This window comes from Streptomyces sp. NPDC111606 (assembly GCF_055656945.1).
In genome coordinates, this window is the sequence record NZ_JBVKBY010000001.1 from 742,771 (window position 1) to 757,613 (window position 14,843).

Sequence of the window (14,843 nt, forward strand, 5' to 3'; positions counted from 1 at the left end):
CGGTCCGGCGAAGAGCTACTCCCCTTCTGCGCCACCCATCGTACGCGAGGCCGCTCACCGGTCCACAGAAAGAAAGTCCGGCCCTCAATCTTGTCGTGTCATGAACGCGACACTAACTTCTCACCCGACGCACACCTCCCCGCAATACGGCGCGGCGAGCATTCCATCGCTCGCACGCCAACACCCCCACCTCCCAAGGGAGTTAGCATGTCGAAGTTCTACGCGCGTCGACGGGTCAGCATACTCGCGGCCCTCAGCGGCCTCATAGCCTCCGTCGCGCTTTTCAACGCTCCGACCGCCTCCGCGGCGCTCCCCACCCCCGTCAGCGCCGCGACCGCCCGCAGCTACCTCGCCCAGCTCACCGTGGCCACCGAGGACCGCACCGGCTACGACCGCGACCTCTTCCCGCACTGGATCACCCAGTCCGGCGCCTGCAACACCCGTGAGACCGTCCTCAAGCGCGACGGCTCGGGTGTCGTCACCGACTCCTCCTGCGCCGCCACCAGCGGCAGCTGGTACTCCCCGTACGACGGCGCCACCTGGACCGCCGCCTCCGACCTCGACATCGACCACCTGATCCCGCTGGCCGAGGCCTGGGACTCCGGCGCCGACAGCTGGACCACCTCGCGGCGCCAGTCCTTCGCCAACGACCTGACCCGCCCGCAGCTGATCGCGGTCACCGACAACGTCAACCAGGCCAAGGGCGACCAGGACCCGTCCACCTGGATGCCGTCGCGCACGGCCTACCGCTGCACCTACGTGCGCGCCTGGGTGCAGGTGAAGTACTACTACGACCTCTCGGTCGACTCGGCCGAGAAGTCCGCCCTGACGAACTACCTCTCCAGCTGCTGACGAAGCACCGACGCAGCACTGACGCGGTCCCGCCCGAGTTCGGCAAACCGTGATCTGCGGAACCTCCCCGTTCCCCTCCGTCGTTCCGTACCGTACGGGGCGACGGAGGAGGGCGATCACGTGGCCGAACTGCGGCTTGGTCCACTGCTGAGGTACGCCGACGGCTCGGCCGCGACCGTCTGGGTCGAGGCGAGCCGTCCGTGCACGGCCGAGGTGCGCGGCGCGGACGGCGCGCGCGGCGAGTCCCGCACCTTCCAGGTCGCGGGCCATCACTACGCCCTGATCCCGGTGACCGGCCTCGCCCCGGGCACTGCACAGTCGTACGAGGTACTCCTCGACGGCGCCCGAGTGTGGCCGCTGCCCGACTCCCCCTTCCCGCCCTCCCTCATCCGCACCCCCGCCGACGGCGACCCCGTCCGCCTCTCCTTCGGCTCCTGCCGCTGGGCCGCGCCGCCCGCCGGTGAGCCGGACCCGGTCGGACCGGACGCCCTGGACACACTGGCCGCGCGGATCGCCGCCGAGCCGGACGGTGAGCGGCCGGATGTACTCGTGCTGCTGGGCGACCAGGTGTACGCCGACGAGACCTCCAAGGCGACCAGGCGCTGGCTGGCCGCGCGCCGCGACCTGAGCGAGCCGCCGGGCGACGAGGTCGCGGACTACGAGGAGTACACCCGGCTGTACTACGAGTCCTGGCTCGACCCCGAGGTGCGCTGGCTGCTGTCCACCGTGCCGAGCTGCATGATCTTCGACGACCACGACGTCATCGACGACTGGAACACCTCGGCCGCCTGGCTCGCCGACATGCGGGAAACGAGCTGGTGGCGCGAGCGGCTGCTCAGCGGGCTGATGTCGTACTGGGTCCATCAGCACCTCGGCAACCTCTCGCCGGACGAGCTGGCCACCGACCCGCTCTACGCCGCCGTACGCGAAACCCCCGACGGCACCGACCTGTTGCGTTCCTTCGCCTGCAAGGCGGACGCCGATCCCGCCTCCGTCCGCTGGAGCTACCGGCGCGACTTCGGCCGCGTACGGCTGCTGATGGTGGACACACGGGCGGCTCGCGTCCTCGAAGAGGGGTCGCGCTCCATGCTCAACCCGGGCGAGGCGCGGTGGCTTCGCGAGCAGGCGCTCGACGCGCGTGGTTCGTACGACCACCTCCTGATCGGTACGTCCCTGCCGTGGCTGCTGCCGCACCTGGTGCACGACGCCGAGGCGTGGAACGCCGCGCTGTGCCGGGGTGACCGCGGCGAGCGCTGGGCGCGCTTCGGGGAGGACCTGCGGCGGCGGGCCGATCTGGAGCACTGGGCGGCCTTCCCGTCGTCCTTCGACGCGCTGGCGGAACTGATCGCCGAGGCCGGGTCGGGGACGCAGGCGCCGGCGACGGTGTGCGTGCTGTCGGGGGACGTGCACCACGCGTACGTCGCCGAGCCGACCTGGCCGGACGGTGGCGGGCCCGACGCCCGGGTCCTGCAGCTGACCTGCTCGCCCGTCCACAACGCCATCCCCAGGGCGATCCGGGTCGGCTTCCGGTTCGGCTGGAGCGGGGTGGCCCGCTGGCTCGGACGGCGGTTCGCGGGGCACGGCGGCTGCCCCCGGCCGCCGGTCGACTGGCGCCGCACGGGCGGGCCCTGGTTCGGCAACCAGCTCATGACGCTGACCCTGCGGGGGCGTTCGGCCCGGCTGCGGCTGGAGCAGGCGCGGGCGGTACGAGGAGCGGGAGCCGGGGCACGGGGTGCGGGGGCGCGGCTGCGGACGGTCTCGGAGTCCGAACTCGCCCCTTGAACAGCCGGTTTCACCCCATAGCGACGCCCGTGTGGCGTGACGCACGTGATGGTCGTGATGCATCCCACACTCACGCATCCCAAGGCTCGGTTCACCCCGCTCCCGACGGCATGATGAGCCGGACCGTCCGCTTCCACCCGGCGGTTCGCTCCAATGCGCCCCACACGCCCGGGAGTCACCCTTTTGTCTGCACCGCCCCCCGCGCCGACCCCGAACTCCCCCACGGTCTCCGTCGCCCTGGTCGGCGCCGGCCCCCGCGGCACCAGCGTCCTGGAACGCCTGTGCGCCTCCGCTCCCGAACTCCTCCCGCCCGGGGCGCGTCTCACGGTCCATGTGATCGACCCGGCACCGCCCGGCCCGGGGCGCGTCTGGCGGACCGCGCAGTCGCCCGAACTGCTGATGAACACGGTGTCCTCACAGGTCACGCTGTTCACCGACGAGAGCGTCGACTGCTCGGGCCCGATCCGGCCCGGCCCCAGCCTGTACGACTGGGCGGCCGGCGCCCTGGGCCCGGACGAGTACCCGACCCGCGCCCACTACGGCCGGTACCTGGAGTGGGTGTTCGCGAAGGCCGTCCGCGAGGCGCCGCCCACCGTGCGCGTCGAGACGTACGCGGCCCGCGCGGTACGGCTCGACGACACGCTCGACGGCAGCCAGGCCCTCACCCTCCACGACGGCCGTGTGCTGCCCGGCCTGTCCGCCGTGGTCCTGGCGCAGGGGCATCTACCGACGGCCGCCGACGCAACCCAGCGCCACTTCGCCGCGTACGCCGAGGGCCACGGCCTGCACTACGTGCCGCCCGCGAACCCGGCCGACGTCGACCTGTCGTCCCTATCGCCCGGCGAACCGGTGCTGTTGCGCGGCCTGGGCCTCAACTTCTTCGATCACATGGCCCTGTTGACGACGGGCCGCGGCGGCAGCTTCGTCCGCGCCGAGGGCGGCCGGGGACTGCGTTACGTCCCTTCCGGCAACGAGCCGCGCCTGTACGCCGGTTCGCGGCGGGGCATCCCGTACCAGGCGCGCGGCGACAACGCGAAGGGGGCGTACGGCCGTCACCTCCCGCTCGTGCTGACGCCGGAAGTGATCGCCGGTTTCCGCAAGCGGGCGGACTCGGGCGAGGCGCCGGACTTCCTCGCGGAGATATGGCCGCTGGTGGCGAAGGAGGTGGAGACGGTGTACCACTCGGCGCTGATACCGGAGGCGCGGCAGCGGGCGGCATTTGCGGAGCGCTTCCTCACCGTCCCCCACCGCGACCCGCAAGAGGCCTTGCTGCTCGACGAGTTCGGTGTCCCGGAGCGTGCGCGCTGGAGCTGGGACCGGGTGTCCCGGCCGTACGCGGGATGCGACTTCCCGGATCCGGGGCAGTGGCGCGACTGGCTGCTGGCGTATCTGCACGAGGACGCGGCCGAGGCCGCCCGGGGCAATGTGCACGGCCCGCTGAAGGCGGCCCTCGACGTGCTGCGCGACCTGCGCAACGAACTGCGGCTCGTCGTCGACCACGGCGGCCTCGCCGGCACCTCCCGCCGGGACCATCTGGACCGCTGGTACACCCCGCTCAACGCCTTCCTGTCCATCGGCCCGCCCCGCCGGCGCGTGGAGGAGCTGGTGGCATTGATGGAGGCAGGTGTGGTGGAGGTGCTCGGGCCGCGACTGGAGGTGCGGGAGGAGCAGGGAGCGTGGGTGGCGCACTCCCCCGAAGTGCCGGGCTCGGCAGTGCGGGTGACGACCCTCGTCGAGGCGCGGCTGCCGGAACCGGACCTGCGCCGCAGCGCCGACGAACTGCTGGCGCGGCTGCTGAAGACCGGGCAGTGCCGGCCGCACACCGTCGATGGTTACGAAACGGGAGGACTGGACGTAACACGGCGGCCGTACCGTCTGATCAATCGTCAGGGTCTGGCGCACGAACGGCGGTTCGCGTTCGGGGTGCCCACGGAGGGCGTGCACTGGGTGACGGCGGCCGGGGCGCGGCCGGGTGTGGATTCGGTCACTCTTTCGGATGCGGATGCGGTGGCGAGAGCGGTGCTACATGCGGTTGTTCCTGGGCCGGAAGGGGACGCCGAGGCGACGCGATGGCCGAATGTTGAACTTGCAAGTGTTGATTAGGGCTACCTAACGTGGAGCCTACCGATCAGTATCCGTCCCCACACCGTTCCCTACTGGGACCGGTAAACCTCAGACCGAGGGAGTCCCCCACATGACCGGACGCCTCAACAGCGCCCAGCCGTATGCCATCGGCCTGTTCCGCATCGTCGTCGGCCTGCTCTTCGCGTGCCACGGCGCCATGTCCATCCTCGGCGCCTTCGGCGGCGTGGACGGCAAGGGCGGCACCGCCGCGACCGGCGCCTGGCCCAACTGGTACGCGGCCGTCATCGAGCTCGTCGGCGGCAGCCTGGTGCTGCTCGGCCTCGGAACCCGCATAGCCGCGTTCGTCGCCTCCGGCGCCATGGCCTACGCGTACTTCAAGGTCCACCAGCCCGAGGGGCTGTGGCCCATCGAGAACAGCGGCGAAGGTGCCGCGATGTACTGCTGGGCCATGTTCCTGCTGATCTTCACCGGCTCCGGCGCGTTCGGCCTGGACCGGCTGTTCGCCAAGCGCTCCGGCGCGCAGAGCAGGACGGCGCCGGACCAGACTCCGGTCACGGCCTGACGGCCACCGCACGCGCACGACGGCGCCTGCACCCGCGAGGCTCACGCGGGTGCGGGCGCCGTCCGCTTCGGCCGTGTGAACATGCTGTGCCGAACACACGAGCCCCCGATGAACCCCCTGTCACACCCCCGGCGTACGCTGTATGGCTGTCATAGGCCGCCCCTGCCGCTCCCCCGCGACATCGCGGCACGGTCTGGCCACGGGGGGAAACACGGGGAGTTGCGGTGCTCGAGGGTCTCGAGGACGTGGGGTCGCTGACGGCGGCCCCTTGGATCTATGTGGTGGTGGGCCTGTCGGTCCTGCTGGACGTGTTCGTCCCGGTGCTGCCCAGCGGCGTGCTGGTGATCACGGCGGCGACGGCGGCGGCCGCCGGTTCGGGCGCGGCGACCGGTCAGGTCCCCGGCGAGGTCCCCGACATCCTGGCCCTGACGCTCTGCGCCGCGACGGCCTCCGTCCTGGGTGACCTGGTCGCCTACCGCCTCGCCTGGCGCGGCGGCGCCCGACTGGACCGCGCGATCGCCCGCTCCCGCCGCCTGACATCGGCGCAGGAACGTCTCGGCACAGCCCTCGCCCGAGGCGGCGGCGCCCTGGTCGTACTGGCCCGCTTCGCCCCCGCCGGCCGCTCGGTCGTCTCGTTCGGCGCCGGCGCCGCCCACCGCAGCCCCCGCGACTTCCTTCCCTGGTCCGCCCTGGCCGGCCTCGCCTGGGCCGTCTACAGCGTGGCCCTCGGCTACTTCGGCGCCCAGTGGCTGGGAGCGACGTGGCTGGCGACGGCGGTGTCGGTGGGGGCCCTGTTCGCGGCGGGGGCCGTGGCGACGTACCTGATGCGGCGCCGGCCGGCGTAGACCTCTGCGACGTTGAGTGGCCGCGTGAGCACATCACGTGCACGATGGATCCCACATATTGGGGCAGGTAACGCCTACCAGGTCACTCGCTATCAATCAGGTCGATATCAATCAGATCGCTCGATTGGTTCGCGTCCGACTCGCCCCGCCGCCGCGAGAAAAGGGACCCTCTGGCATGAGTGCCCGCGCGCCGAAGGCGACGAGACCAGCGCAGCGCGCCCGCGTGCGCACCGCCCTGGCCGGACTGCTCCTCGCGGCCACGGGTGCCGCGACGCTGGTCGCCTGCGGCGGGGGCGACGACGGCGACGGCGCCGCCTCCCCCAGGCCGACCCCCACGCCTCCCGATACGGCCTCGTTCTCCGGCACGGCGGCCACGGCCCTCTCCTCGCTCGAGGCGTCCGCCCGCGAGCGGGCCTCCGCCGCGGCCTCCTCCGCCTCCGCCCGCGCCTCGGAGTTCGAGGCGTCCGTGTCGGCGGAGATCATGCGGGCCAACCAGGCCGCCCAGCGGGAACTCGAGGACGTCGACGGCCGCGGCAACGCCACCGCGGACGTGTCGCTCACCGGAAAGCCGCGTGCCCAGACGGGCGGTCTGCTGGCCGTCGTCGTGAACATCACCAACCGCACCGACGAGACCGCGTCCTACGCGGTGCAGGTCGACTTCCGCGACTCCGACGGCAAGGTCGCCGAGACCCGGTTCGTGGGCGCGGAGGACCTCGAACCCGGCGAGAAGGCACAGCCGCTCGCCATCAGCCGCAAGCCTCCCGAGCCGCGTCTGACCGCCGAGATCGCCAAGGCGCAGCGGTACTGACGCCCCGCCCTCACAGGAGGGCGCGTCATCTCGATCCGGTGGGCTGCGCAGGAACCCTCTAGCCCGCCCGGCGGGCGGCCTGCCCCCGGATCTCCAGACCGGCCAGCAGGTCGGCCGTGGCTTCGGCGATCACATCGACGGCGCGGTCGAAGACCTCCTGGTTGTGCGCGGCCGGGGCCCGGAAGCCGGAGACCTTGCGGACGTACTGCAGGGCGGCGGCGCGGATGTCTTCCTCCGTCGCCTCTTCGGGCAGCGCGGGCGGACGAAGTGTCTTGATGCTGCGGCACATGCCTCACAGTCTCCCTCGGACAGGGCCATGTCTGCCATGATCACGCCCAAGGCGGCCACCACTGAGGGGCCGACCGACGAGAGGAACCGCATGACGGCGCATCGCACGACGGCGAACGACCGACTCACGGTGGCGGTACTGGGCCCGGGCGGCATAGGCGGCCTGCTCGCCGCACTCCTGTCCAGGTCCGGGCACCGCGTCATCTGCCTGGCCGGCGACGAGACGGCCAAGGCTCTGCGTACGACCGGAATCCAGGTCCGCAGTGGCCTTTTCGGGGGCTTCACGGCTCAGGTGGAGGCGGACACCGAACTCCGTGAACCCGTCGACGCCTGCCTGATCGCGGTCAAGGCCACCGCCCTCGACACGGCCCTGGCCCGCACCCCGCGCGCAGCGCTCGGCGACGCCCTGATCGTTCCCTTCCTGAACGGCGTGGAACACCCGGAGACCCTCCGCGCCCGCTTCCGCCCGGAGCGCGTCACCCCCGCGGTCATCCGCGTCGAGTCGACCCGCGTGGCGCCCGGGGAGATCGAGCACACGAGCCCCTTCGCGGAGATCGACCTGACGGGCGACACCGTCCCCCGCGACCGCCTCGACGCCCTCGCGCACGCTCTGGACGCGGCCGGCCCCACCACCCGCGTCATCCCGGACGAGACGGCGACCCTCTGGGCGAAGATGTCCTTCCTGGCCCCCTTCGCCCTCCTCACCACCCGCCACGCCCTCCCCCTCGGTGACGTACGCACCCACCACCGCGAGGAGTTGACGTCCCTGGTCGAGGAAACGGCAGCCGTCAGCCGCGCCTGCGGCGGCCCCGCCGACCCGGCCTCGGCCCTCGCCCGCTACGACGCCTTCCCGCCCGCCACCAAGTCGTCCATGCAACGCGACGCCGAGGCCGGCCGCCCCCTCGAACTGGACGCGATCGGCGGAGCGTTGCTGCGAGCCGCCGAACGCCACGCGGTACCGGCACCCGTGACGGCACGCCTGGTCGGCGAGTTGAGGGACGCGGGCCACTAGCCACCACACACCCGTCGTGACTGAGCGCTCCGGTCGACCAGTTGGGCCGACCGGAGCGCTCAGAGGAAGTGCCGGCCGGTCAGCCGGTGGCGAGGAGCTCGAGCGTGTCGATCACGCGGTTCGAGAAGCCCCACTCGTTGTCGTACCACGCGACCACCTTGACGTGGCGGCCGTCGACGCGGGTGAGGGCCGAGTCGAAGATCGACGAGGCGGGGTTGCCCACGATGTCGGAGGAGACGAGCGGGTCCTCCGAGTACTCCAGAACGCCGGCGAGCGGCCCCTGAGCCGCGGCGCGGTACGCCGCCAGCACGTCCTCGCGCGTCACGTCGCGGGCGACGGTCGTGTTGAGTTCGACGATCGAGCCCACCGGCACCGGTACGCGGATCGAGTCGCCCGACAGCTTGCCGTCGAGGTTCGGCAGCACCAGGCCGATCGCCTTGGCGGCGCCGGTCGTGGTCGGCACGATGTTGACGCCGGCGGCCCGGGCGCGACGGGCGTCGCGGTGCGGACCGTCCTGCAGGTTCTGCTCCTGCGTGTAAGCGTGCACCGTCGTCATGAAGCCGTGCTCGATACCGGCGAGGTCGTCGAGGACCTTGGCCAGCGGCGCGAGCGCGTTGGTGGTGCAGGAGGCGTTCGAGACGATCGTGTGCACGTCCGGGTCGTACGCGTCGGTGTTGACGCCGTACGCGAGCGTGACATCGGCGCCGTCCGACGGCGCGCTGACGAGTACCTTCTTCGCGCCCGCGTCGAGGTGGCCCCGGGCGGCCTTGGCCGAGGTGAAGCGGCCGGTGGCTTCCAGGACGATGTCGACGCCGAGTTCGGCCCACGGCAGCTGCGCCGGTTCACGCTCGGCCAGCACCGTGATCCGACGGCCGTCGACGACGAGGGCGTCCCCGTCGACGGTCACCGGGCGCCCGAGCCGGCCGGCCGTGCTGTCGTAGGCGAGCAGCCGGGCGAGCGTGGCGGGCTCCGTCAGGTCGTTGACGGCGACGATCTCGAGGGCGCTGTCGCGCTCCAGCAGGGCGCGCAGCACATTGCGTCCGATGCGGCCGAATCCGTTGATGGCGATGCGAGTCATGAGTGATGTCCCTTTCCTTCGCCACCAGGGTCGCCCGCGGCTAGCGCCGCTGACAGTGGCGGGATCGCCATGGTTCAAAAGGATCCCGCCACACACCTCCACCCCCCGCCACGCGGCGCCGGGCGGGTCACTCGCCCCGGGTGAAGGTGCGCCGGTACTCGCTCGGTGTGGTGCCGAGAATGCTCTGGAAGTGCAGGCGCAGATTCGCACCCGTGCCCAGCCCGACGTCGGCGGCGATCTGTTCGACGCTGCGCTGCGAGCGCTCGAGCAGTTCGCGGGCCAGGTCGATGCGGGCGCGCATCACCCACTGCATCGGCGTGTAGCCGGTCTCCTCGACGAAGCGCCGGGAGAACGTGCGCGGCGAGACCTCGGCCTGCCGCGCCAGGGTGTCGAGGGTGAGGGGCTCACCGAGCCGGTGCAGCGCCCACTCGCGGGTGGCGGCGAACCGCTCGCCGAGCGGCTCGGGGACACTGCGCGGCACGTACTGGGCCTGGCCGCCGCTGCGGTAGGGGGCGGCAACCAGACGCCGGGCCGCATGGTTGGACGCGGCCACGCCGAGGTCGCCGCGCAGGATGTGCAGGCACAGGTCGATGCCGGAGGCGGCGCCGGCCGAGGTGAGCACGCTGCCCTCGTCGACGAACAGCACGTTCTCGTCGACCTGGACGAGCGGATGCCTGGCCACGAGGGCCCGCGTGTAGTGCCAGTGCGTCGTGGCCCGCCTGCCGTCGAGCAGGCCCGTGGCGGCTAGCGCGAAGGCGCCCGTCGAGATGGCGGCGAGCCGCGCGCCCCGGTCGTGGGCGGCGATCAGCGCGTCGACGACGGCCTGCGGCGGGTCGTCGCGGTCCGGGAACCGGTAGCCGGGGACGAAGACGATGTCGGCCCACGCAAGCGCGTCGAGGCCATGGTCGACGTAGTACGCGAGGCCGTCGCCGCCGGCCACGAGACCGGGTGTCGCCCCGCACACCCGCACTTCGTACGGCATGCTCGCGCGGGTCGTGAACACCTGCGCGGGAATTCCGACATCGAGCGGCTTCGCACCCTCGAGCACAAGGACGGCGACGCGACGCAGGGGGGAGGCTGGCACAGGAAGAGGTTACGTGGGGCGTGACTTCGCCACGCCCGCTGCGTTGACCGGGCAACCGGCGCCGAGTGACCAACTGACCTGCTCCGGCACACCCGTTCGCATGAACCCCCCAAAGACGCTCGCAACCCAAAATCGAACAGGCGTAGCATTGGGCCGTGGCTACGCCCTATGACTTTCCGAGTGACCTTCTCGCCGGTCAGGAGGAGCTGCATCAGGTCCGGGCCGAGTTGTCGGCCCTCCTGAAGCGGCTTCCCTGGTCGGTCGTACCCCTGGACGGCTTCAGCGACGACAACGGCTGGCGCAAGGTCGAGCGCCCCGCCTCCCCCGGCTGGACCCAGGACGAGCAGGCCGAGGTGGAGAAACTCCGGCAGCGCGAGCACGAACTCGCGGTCTTCGTCAGCGGCCACCGCTTCTGGTCGGAAATCGCCGGGGCGGAGCGGGTGCACGCCCGCACAAAGCTGAAGCACGCCCACGCGCCGTCGACTGACGAGCAGTAGCCGGCCCGAGCCGACGCGCGGCGAACTCGCGGACGAGACACCACAGTTGCGCACCGCGCGACCATGCCGCATCTCGGCCTCACGTCCGGCATGACCGGCCCCCGAAGCCAAGACCTGCCGCCGCAAGGGTCTTTGCAAGGGCCTTCGCCATTTCCTGATCGCGCTTCACATAGGTCACAGAACCATTGCAGCGCCTTCACACGTTCCACACATCAGTTAGGTTCACCCTCCACGCAGATTGCGCCAAGGGGGGCACATGAGCCAGCAGTACCCGCAGCAGCCCGGATACGGGGCACCACAGCATCCGACACAGCCCGGATACGGCTACCCGCAGCAGCCTGGTTGGGGAGCTCCCCCGCCCCAGCCGCCGAAGCGGAAGACGGGGAAGATCTTCGGCATCATCGGCGCCGTGTTCGTCGGCCTCATCGTGATCGGCGCCGTCGCTGGGGGCGGCGACGACTCCACCGACAGCAGCAACAAGGACAAGGCCGTCGCCGCCACCTCCGACAAGCCCAAGGCTGCCGAGGAAGCCGCCGACAAGCCCGCGGAAGAAGCCGCTGACAAGCCCGCGGAAGAGGCACCGGCCGCCGCCGACAAGAGCCAGGCCGAGCAGTTCAAGGACTGCGTCGGCAAGTCCGGCACCGGCGCCGAGAAGGCAGCGGTCGGGCACGTCACCAAGGTGACCGGCGCTGACAAGAGCAACGACATCCTCGACGCCGCCGAAGTCTTCACCGACTACAGCGGCGGATTCATGAGCGAGAACGCCGGCGACGCCAAGCTGATCGCGTCCGCGTTCGCATCCTGCTACGAGTCGAAGAACGGGCTCGTGACGGTGTACGGCAAGGACGGGGACATGATCTCCAACGGGAACTACTGACCCGTCGCTGAACCGGCCCGGCCGCGCCCGCGCGCGGCCGGGCCTTCGCACGCCCGGCGGTGACCATGAGCACCGGGATTGCGGACTCCATGCGGACCCCGCCCACGAGAACGGCCCCCCGAAGATCTCTCCGAGAGGCCGCAAAACCCTAGCTGAGCCAGGGCCTGAAACTGGTGGGCGCGGACGGTTTCGAACCGCCGACATCCTGCTTGTAAGGCAGGCGCTCTACCCCTGAGCTACGCACCCGAGAACGAGTCGACAGCCTACCTTGCCAGGGGCCATGCCCCGCAAACCCGTATCGCGGACGCCCGGGAGGACCGGGAGGACCCTGGGGTTATCCCCACCACGGATCGGGGAGTGGCCCGGATCCCCCGGCGGGCCCCGGATCCGTACGGTCGAAGCATCGCCGCAACCCTGGGCCGTAAAGGTCGGCCTCAGGGAAGTCCTGAGGAAGTCCAGGGGGAGATCGTCATGGCCCGTACCGTTCCCGTCCGTGCTGTCGTGGTTGCCGGGGCCGTCGTGGTGCTGCTGGGCGGGGTCACCGCCTGTGGGGCCTCCGCCGGGGACGACAAGGACCCTGAGCGGCGGTCCTTCGCGCTCGAGGGGCGGACGCTGACCATCGACTCCGACGACTCCGCGCTGGAGATCGTCGCCGCCGACAGGAACAAGGCCGGCGCCGTGGAGGTGACCCGGTGGTTCCAGGGGTCGGTCGCGATCGGGTCGGATCCGAAGGTGACATGGGCGATGGAGGACGACCGGCTGGTACTGCGGGAGAAGTGCTCGGGCATGATCGCGAACTGCTCGACCAAGCACCGTATCGAGGTGCCGCGCGGCGTCAAGGTGAAGGTCGAGGACGGGGACGGGAGCGTGCGGGCGCGGGGGTTCCGGGATGCGTTGAGCATCCGTACGGGGGACGGGTCCGTGCGGGTCACCGACTCCAGTGGGCCGCTGGACCTGAGGACGGGAGACGGGTCGGTGCGTGTTTCCGACGTGTCCTCGCGGCAGGTCAAGGCGCAGACCTCGGACGGCTCGGTCCGGCTCGAACTCGGCACCGTGCCGGACCTGGTGGAGACCCGCAGCGGCGACGGTTCGGTGACGATCGAGCTGCCCCGGGCCACGTACCGCGTGGCCACCGAGACCGGTGACGGCTCGGTCGATGTGTCCGTGCCCCGGGACAACACCAGCTCCCACGTCGTCTCCGCCCGCACCGGTGACGGAAAAGTCACTGTCCGAACCGCGAACTAACCGGCCCGTGTGTTCGTCCTAAACCGGTGGGAGAATGACACCGGGCAGGGTGAATGACAGCACGGGAGAGGGATGTGACGGCGACACCTCCACAGCCGAACTCGCCGTCAGTGCCGGGCGCGCAGGGGCATCCCGCGCGGCAGGCCCCGTTTCCCGTCCGTAAGGTCGCTCACGTCCCTGACATCGATCACGTCTCGCGCGGCGCGGTCCGTGTCGCCCGGGGCGCCCGCCTCGCCGTCCGCGACACCCTCGCCCTGGTGGCGCTCCCCCTCGTCGCCGCCCTCGTCCTGCCCGCCGCGTTCGCCGGCGGTGGTACGCGGCGGTGGTTCGGCGGGCGGGCCGAGAGCCAGCGAGCCGAGGCGCAGGCCGCGAAGGATGCCGCGGCGGCCGCGTTCTACGAGCTGGACACCGCCCAGCGGGATCTGCGGATCTCGATCGAGACGATCACGGCGGTGGACGCCTCGCCGGCCGCCCGCCGGGCGATCACCGACTTCGAGGCGCTCGGGCGGCGTATCGACGAGGTCAGTCACCAGTACATCCAGGCCGTCGACGCCCATGACCTCGACCGTGACGACCTGGAGGCGTCGGCCGCCTCCCATGCCCGTACGGAGCTGACGAAGGCCAAGGACGAGCTCGACAAGGCCAAGCGCGAGCTGGACCGGTTCACGGACGGGCTCGGGCCGCTGCTCGGCAAGGCCGAGACACAGCTGGCCCGCCTCGCCCCGGCCGTCGAGCGCGCCCGGCAGGGCCTGCTGTCCGCGTCGAACGCCCTGGATGCCGTACGGGGGTCGGGGCTGAAGGCGGACGACCTCGCGGCCCGGCTCGCGGCCCTCGCCCCGGAGCTCACCAAGCTGAATCAGGGGGCCGGGCAGCATGGCGTCCCGCAGACGCTGGAGCGGGCCGAGCGGGTCGCGCGGGAGGCGGAAGCGGTCCGGGTGGAGGCCGAGCGGCTGCCGGAGAAGGCCGCCGAGATCGATCACCGGCTGGTGTCGCTGCGGACGCGCGCGCAGGCGCTGACCACGCGTGCCGGGCAGGTGGAGCCGGTGCTGAGCGAGCTGCGGCGGCGGTTCACTGTGGCTTGCTGGCAGGACCTGCAGAGCGTCCCGGACCGGGCCGGGGAGAACGTACGGCAGGCCGAGCTGAAGCTGAAGGAGGCGCAGGCCGCGCGCGACGAGCAGCGCTGGCCGGACGCCACCGCGCTGCTGTCGACGGTGCGTGCGCTGCTGAACAGCACCGACGAGTCGGTGTCCGCCGCCGGTGACCGGCTGCGGCAGCTGAACGCCGTGCAGAAGGATCCGCAGCAGGAGATCGACCGGACCCGATTCGCGATCCGGGACGCCCAGCGGCTGGCCATGGCGGGGCGGAACACGCCCGATCCGCGGCACGCGCGCCCGCTGGACGACTCCGTCGCGCGGCTGGAGCGGGCCATCGGCACACTGGAGGGCCGCCACCCGGACTACTGGCACTTCCTGACCGAGACCGAGGCGGTACGGCAGACGGTGGCCCGGGTCGTCGCCCAGATCCGTGAGGAGCGCGGGGCCGGACACTGACGGGGCTAACCTGTGCGCATGCCTCGCTATGAGTACCGCTGCCGCAGCTGCGGCGACACGTTCGAACTGAGTCGTCCGATGGCGGAGTCCTCCGACCCGGCCGCGTGCCCTGCGGGGCATGAGGACACGGTGAAGCTGCTGTCGACGGTCGCGGTGGGCGGCACGGCCTCGGCTCCCGCCCCCGCGCCGAAGCCTGCCGGCGGCGGGGGCGGGTGCTGTGGTGGAGGGTGTTGCGGTTAGTCGCCTACGGGGGTGCCGCGCGATGCGGTCATGCAGGT

The 14,843-nt window shown here is 71.6% G+C and carries 15 protein-coding genes and 1 tRNA gene; 12 read left to right on the plus strand and 4 right to left on the minus strand.

Annotation, left to right across the window (positions count from 1 at the left end):
• Positions 1–207: 207 nt before the first annotated feature.
• The 6 genes from ACZ7M7_RS03445 (at position 208) to ACZ7M7_RS03470 (ending at position 6,934) form a co-directional block, all read left to right on the plus strand.
• Positions 208–852, plus strand: coding sequence for an HNH endonuclease family protein (locus tag ACZ7M7_RS03445; RefSeq protein WP_383595839.1), 645 nt, complete (start codon positions 208–210; stop codon positions 850–852).
• A gap of 120 nt (positions 853–972) precedes the next feature.
• Positions 973–2,634, plus strand: coding sequence for an alkaline phosphatase D family protein (locus ACZ7M7_RS03450; RefSeq protein ID WP_451167107.1), 1,662 nt, complete (start codon positions 973–975; stop codon positions 2,632–2,634).
• 153 nt (positions 2,635–2,787) lie between these two features.
• Positions 2,788–4,737 carry an FAD/NAD(P)-binding protein gene (locus ACZ7M7_RS03455; protein ID WP_472112373.1) on the plus strand — a complete coding sequence of 650 codons (1,950 nt, stop codon included), beginning with the start codon at positions 2,788–2,790 and terminating at the stop codon, positions 4,735–4,737.
• A gap of 91 nt (positions 4,738–4,828) precedes the next feature.
• Positions 4,829–5,281, plus strand: a complete 453-nt coding sequence (locus ACZ7M7_RS03460; protein WP_383595830.1) for a DoxX family protein — start codon at positions 4,829–4,831, stop codon at positions 5,279–5,281.
• A gap of 224 nt (positions 5,282–5,505) precedes the next feature.
• Positions 5,506–6,126 carry a DedA family protein gene (locus ACZ7M7_RS03465; protein WP_383595827.1) on the plus strand — a complete coding sequence of 207 codons (621 nt, stop codon included), beginning with the start codon at positions 5,506–5,508 and terminating at the stop codon, positions 6,124–6,126.
• Between the two features lie 175 nt (positions 6,127–6,301).
• Positions 6,302–6,934: a hypothetical protein gene (locus tag ACZ7M7_RS03470; protein WP_383624262.1), complete on the plus strand. Its 633-nt coding sequence runs from the start codon at positions 6,302–6,304 to the stop codon at positions 6,932–6,934.
• A 58-nt stretch (positions 6,935–6,992) separates the two neighbouring features.
• Here ACZ7M7_RS03470 and ACZ7M7_RS03475 read toward each other — a convergent pair whose 3' ends face one another.
• Positions 6,993–7,223, minus strand: coding sequence for a DUF2277 domain-containing protein (locus tag ACZ7M7_RS03475; protein ID WP_328428060.1), 231 nt, complete (start codon positions 7,221–7,223; stop codon positions 6,993–6,995).
• A 90-nt stretch (positions 7,224–7,313) separates the two neighbouring features.
• On the opposite strand from ACZ7M7_RS03475, the gene ACZ7M7_RS03480 reads away from it, so the two are divergent.
• Positions 7,314–8,234 carry a ketopantoate reductase family protein gene (locus ACZ7M7_RS03480; RefSeq protein ID WP_472113887.1) on the plus strand — a complete coding sequence of 307 codons (921 nt, stop codon included), beginning with the start codon at positions 7,314–7,316 and terminating at the stop codon, positions 8,232–8,234.
• 79 nt (positions 8,235–8,313) lie between these two features.
• On the opposite strand, the gene gap is transcribed toward ACZ7M7_RS03480, so the two are convergent.
• Both gap and ACZ7M7_RS03490 read right to left on the minus strand, forming a co-directional pair.
• Complete coding sequence (gene gap / locus ACZ7M7_RS03485) at positions 8,314–9,312, minus strand: type I glyceraldehyde-3-phosphate dehydrogenase (protein WP_383595822.1); 999 nt, start codon at positions 9,310–9,312, stop codon at positions 8,314–8,316.
• Positions 9,313–9,439: 127 nt separating this feature from the next.
• The gene (locus ACZ7M7_RS03490; RefSeq protein WP_451167099.1) at positions 9,440–10,396 is read right to left on the minus strand and encodes a GlxA family transcriptional regulator; all 957 of its coding nucleotides are present in this window, start codon (positions 10,394–10,396) and stop codon (positions 9,440–9,442) included.
• 155 nt (positions 10,397–10,551) lie between these two features.
• Between ACZ7M7_RS03490 and ACZ7M7_RS03495 the strand changes: the two genes are divergently transcribed.
• Together ACZ7M7_RS03495 and ACZ7M7_RS03500 are read left to right on the plus strand one after the other, a co-directional pair.
• The gene (locus ACZ7M7_RS03495) at positions 10,552–10,893 is read left to right on the plus strand and encodes a hypothetical protein (RefSeq protein ID WP_383595817.1); all 342 of its coding nucleotides are present in this window, start codon (positions 10,552–10,554) and stop codon (positions 10,891–10,893) included.
• Positions 10,894–11,149: 256 nt separating this feature from the next.
• Positions 11,150–11,770 carry a hypothetical protein gene (locus tag ACZ7M7_RS03500; RefSeq protein ID WP_472112381.1) on the plus strand — a complete coding sequence of 207 codons (621 nt, stop codon included), beginning with the start codon at positions 11,150–11,152 and terminating at the stop codon, positions 11,768–11,770.
• 171 nt (positions 11,771–11,941) lie between these two features.
• Here the strand turns inward: ACZ7M7_RS03500 and ACZ7M7_RS03505 are convergent.
• Positions 11,942–12,016, minus strand: a tRNA-Val gene (locus ACZ7M7_RS03505).
• Positions 12,017–12,241: 225 nt separating this feature from the next.
• On the opposite strand from ACZ7M7_RS03505, the gene ACZ7M7_RS03510 reads away from it, so the two are divergent.
• The 3 genes from ACZ7M7_RS03510 (at position 12,242) to ACZ7M7_RS03520 (ending at position 14,805) form a co-directional block, all read left to right on the plus strand.
• Positions 12,242–13,015 carry a DUF4097 family beta strand repeat-containing protein gene (locus ACZ7M7_RS03510; RefSeq protein WP_472112385.1) on the plus strand — a complete coding sequence of 258 codons (774 nt, stop codon included), beginning with the start codon at positions 12,242–12,244 and terminating at the stop codon, positions 13,013–13,015.
• A 74-nt stretch (positions 13,016–13,089) separates the two neighbouring features.
• On the plus strand, positions 13,090–14,565 hold the full coding sequence (locus tag ACZ7M7_RS03515; RefSeq protein WP_472112388.1) for a hypothetical protein: 1,476 nt from the start codon (positions 13,090–13,092) through the stop codon (positions 14,563–14,565).
• 18 nt (positions 14,566–14,583) lie between these two features.
• Positions 14,584–14,805, plus strand: a complete 222-nt coding sequence (locus ACZ7M7_RS03520; RefSeq protein ID WP_383595806.1) for an FmdB family zinc ribbon protein — start codon at positions 14,584–14,586, stop codon at positions 14,803–14,805.
• The last annotated feature ends 38 nt before the right edge of the window (positions 14,806–14,843 follow it).

What these genes read in the sequence shown, in the direction of transcription:
- ACZ7M7_RS03460 (WP_383595830.1), top strand. Translation starts at nt 4,829, where the DNA reads ATGACCGGACGCCTCAACAGCGCCCAGCCGTATGCCATCGGCCTGTTC.
- ACZ7M7_RS03455 (WP_472112373.1), top strand. Translation starts at nt 2,788, where the DNA reads ATGCGCCCCACACGCCCGGGAGTCACCCTTTTGTCTGCACCGCCCCCC.
- ACZ7M7_RS03445 (WP_383595839.1), top strand. Translation starts at nt 208, where the DNA reads ATGTCGAAGTTCTACGCGCGTCGACGGGTCAGCATACTCGCGGCCCTC.
- ACZ7M7_RS03520 (WP_383595806.1), top strand. Translation starts at nt 14,584, where the DNA reads ATGCCTCGCTATGAGTACCGCTGCCGCAGCTGCGGCGACACGTTCGAA.
- ACZ7M7_RS03480 (WP_472113887.1), top strand. Translation starts at nt 7,314, where the DNA reads ATGACGGCGCATCGCACGACGGCGAACGACCGACTCACGGTGGCGGTA.
- gap (WP_383595822.1), bottom strand. Translation starts at nt 9,312, where the DNA reads ATGACTCGCATCGCCATCAACGGATTCGGCCGCATCGGACGCAATGTG.
- ACZ7M7_RS03475 (WP_328428060.1), bottom strand. Translation starts at nt 7,223, where the DNA reads ATGTGCCGCAGCATCAAGACACTTCGTCCGCCCGCGCTGCCCGAAGAG.
- ACZ7M7_RS03500 (WP_472112381.1), top strand. Translation starts at nt 11,150, where the DNA reads ATGAGCCAGCAGTACCCGCAGCAGCCCGGATACGGGGCACCACAGCAT.
- ACZ7M7_RS03510 (WP_472112385.1), top strand. Translation starts at nt 12,242, where the DNA reads ATGGCCCGTACCGTTCCCGTCCGTGCTGTCGTGGTTGCCGGGGCCGTC.
- ACZ7M7_RS03470 (WP_383624262.1), top strand. Translation starts at nt 6,302, where the DNA reads ATGAGTGCCCGCGCGCCGAAGGCGACGAGACCAGCGCAGCGCGCCCGC.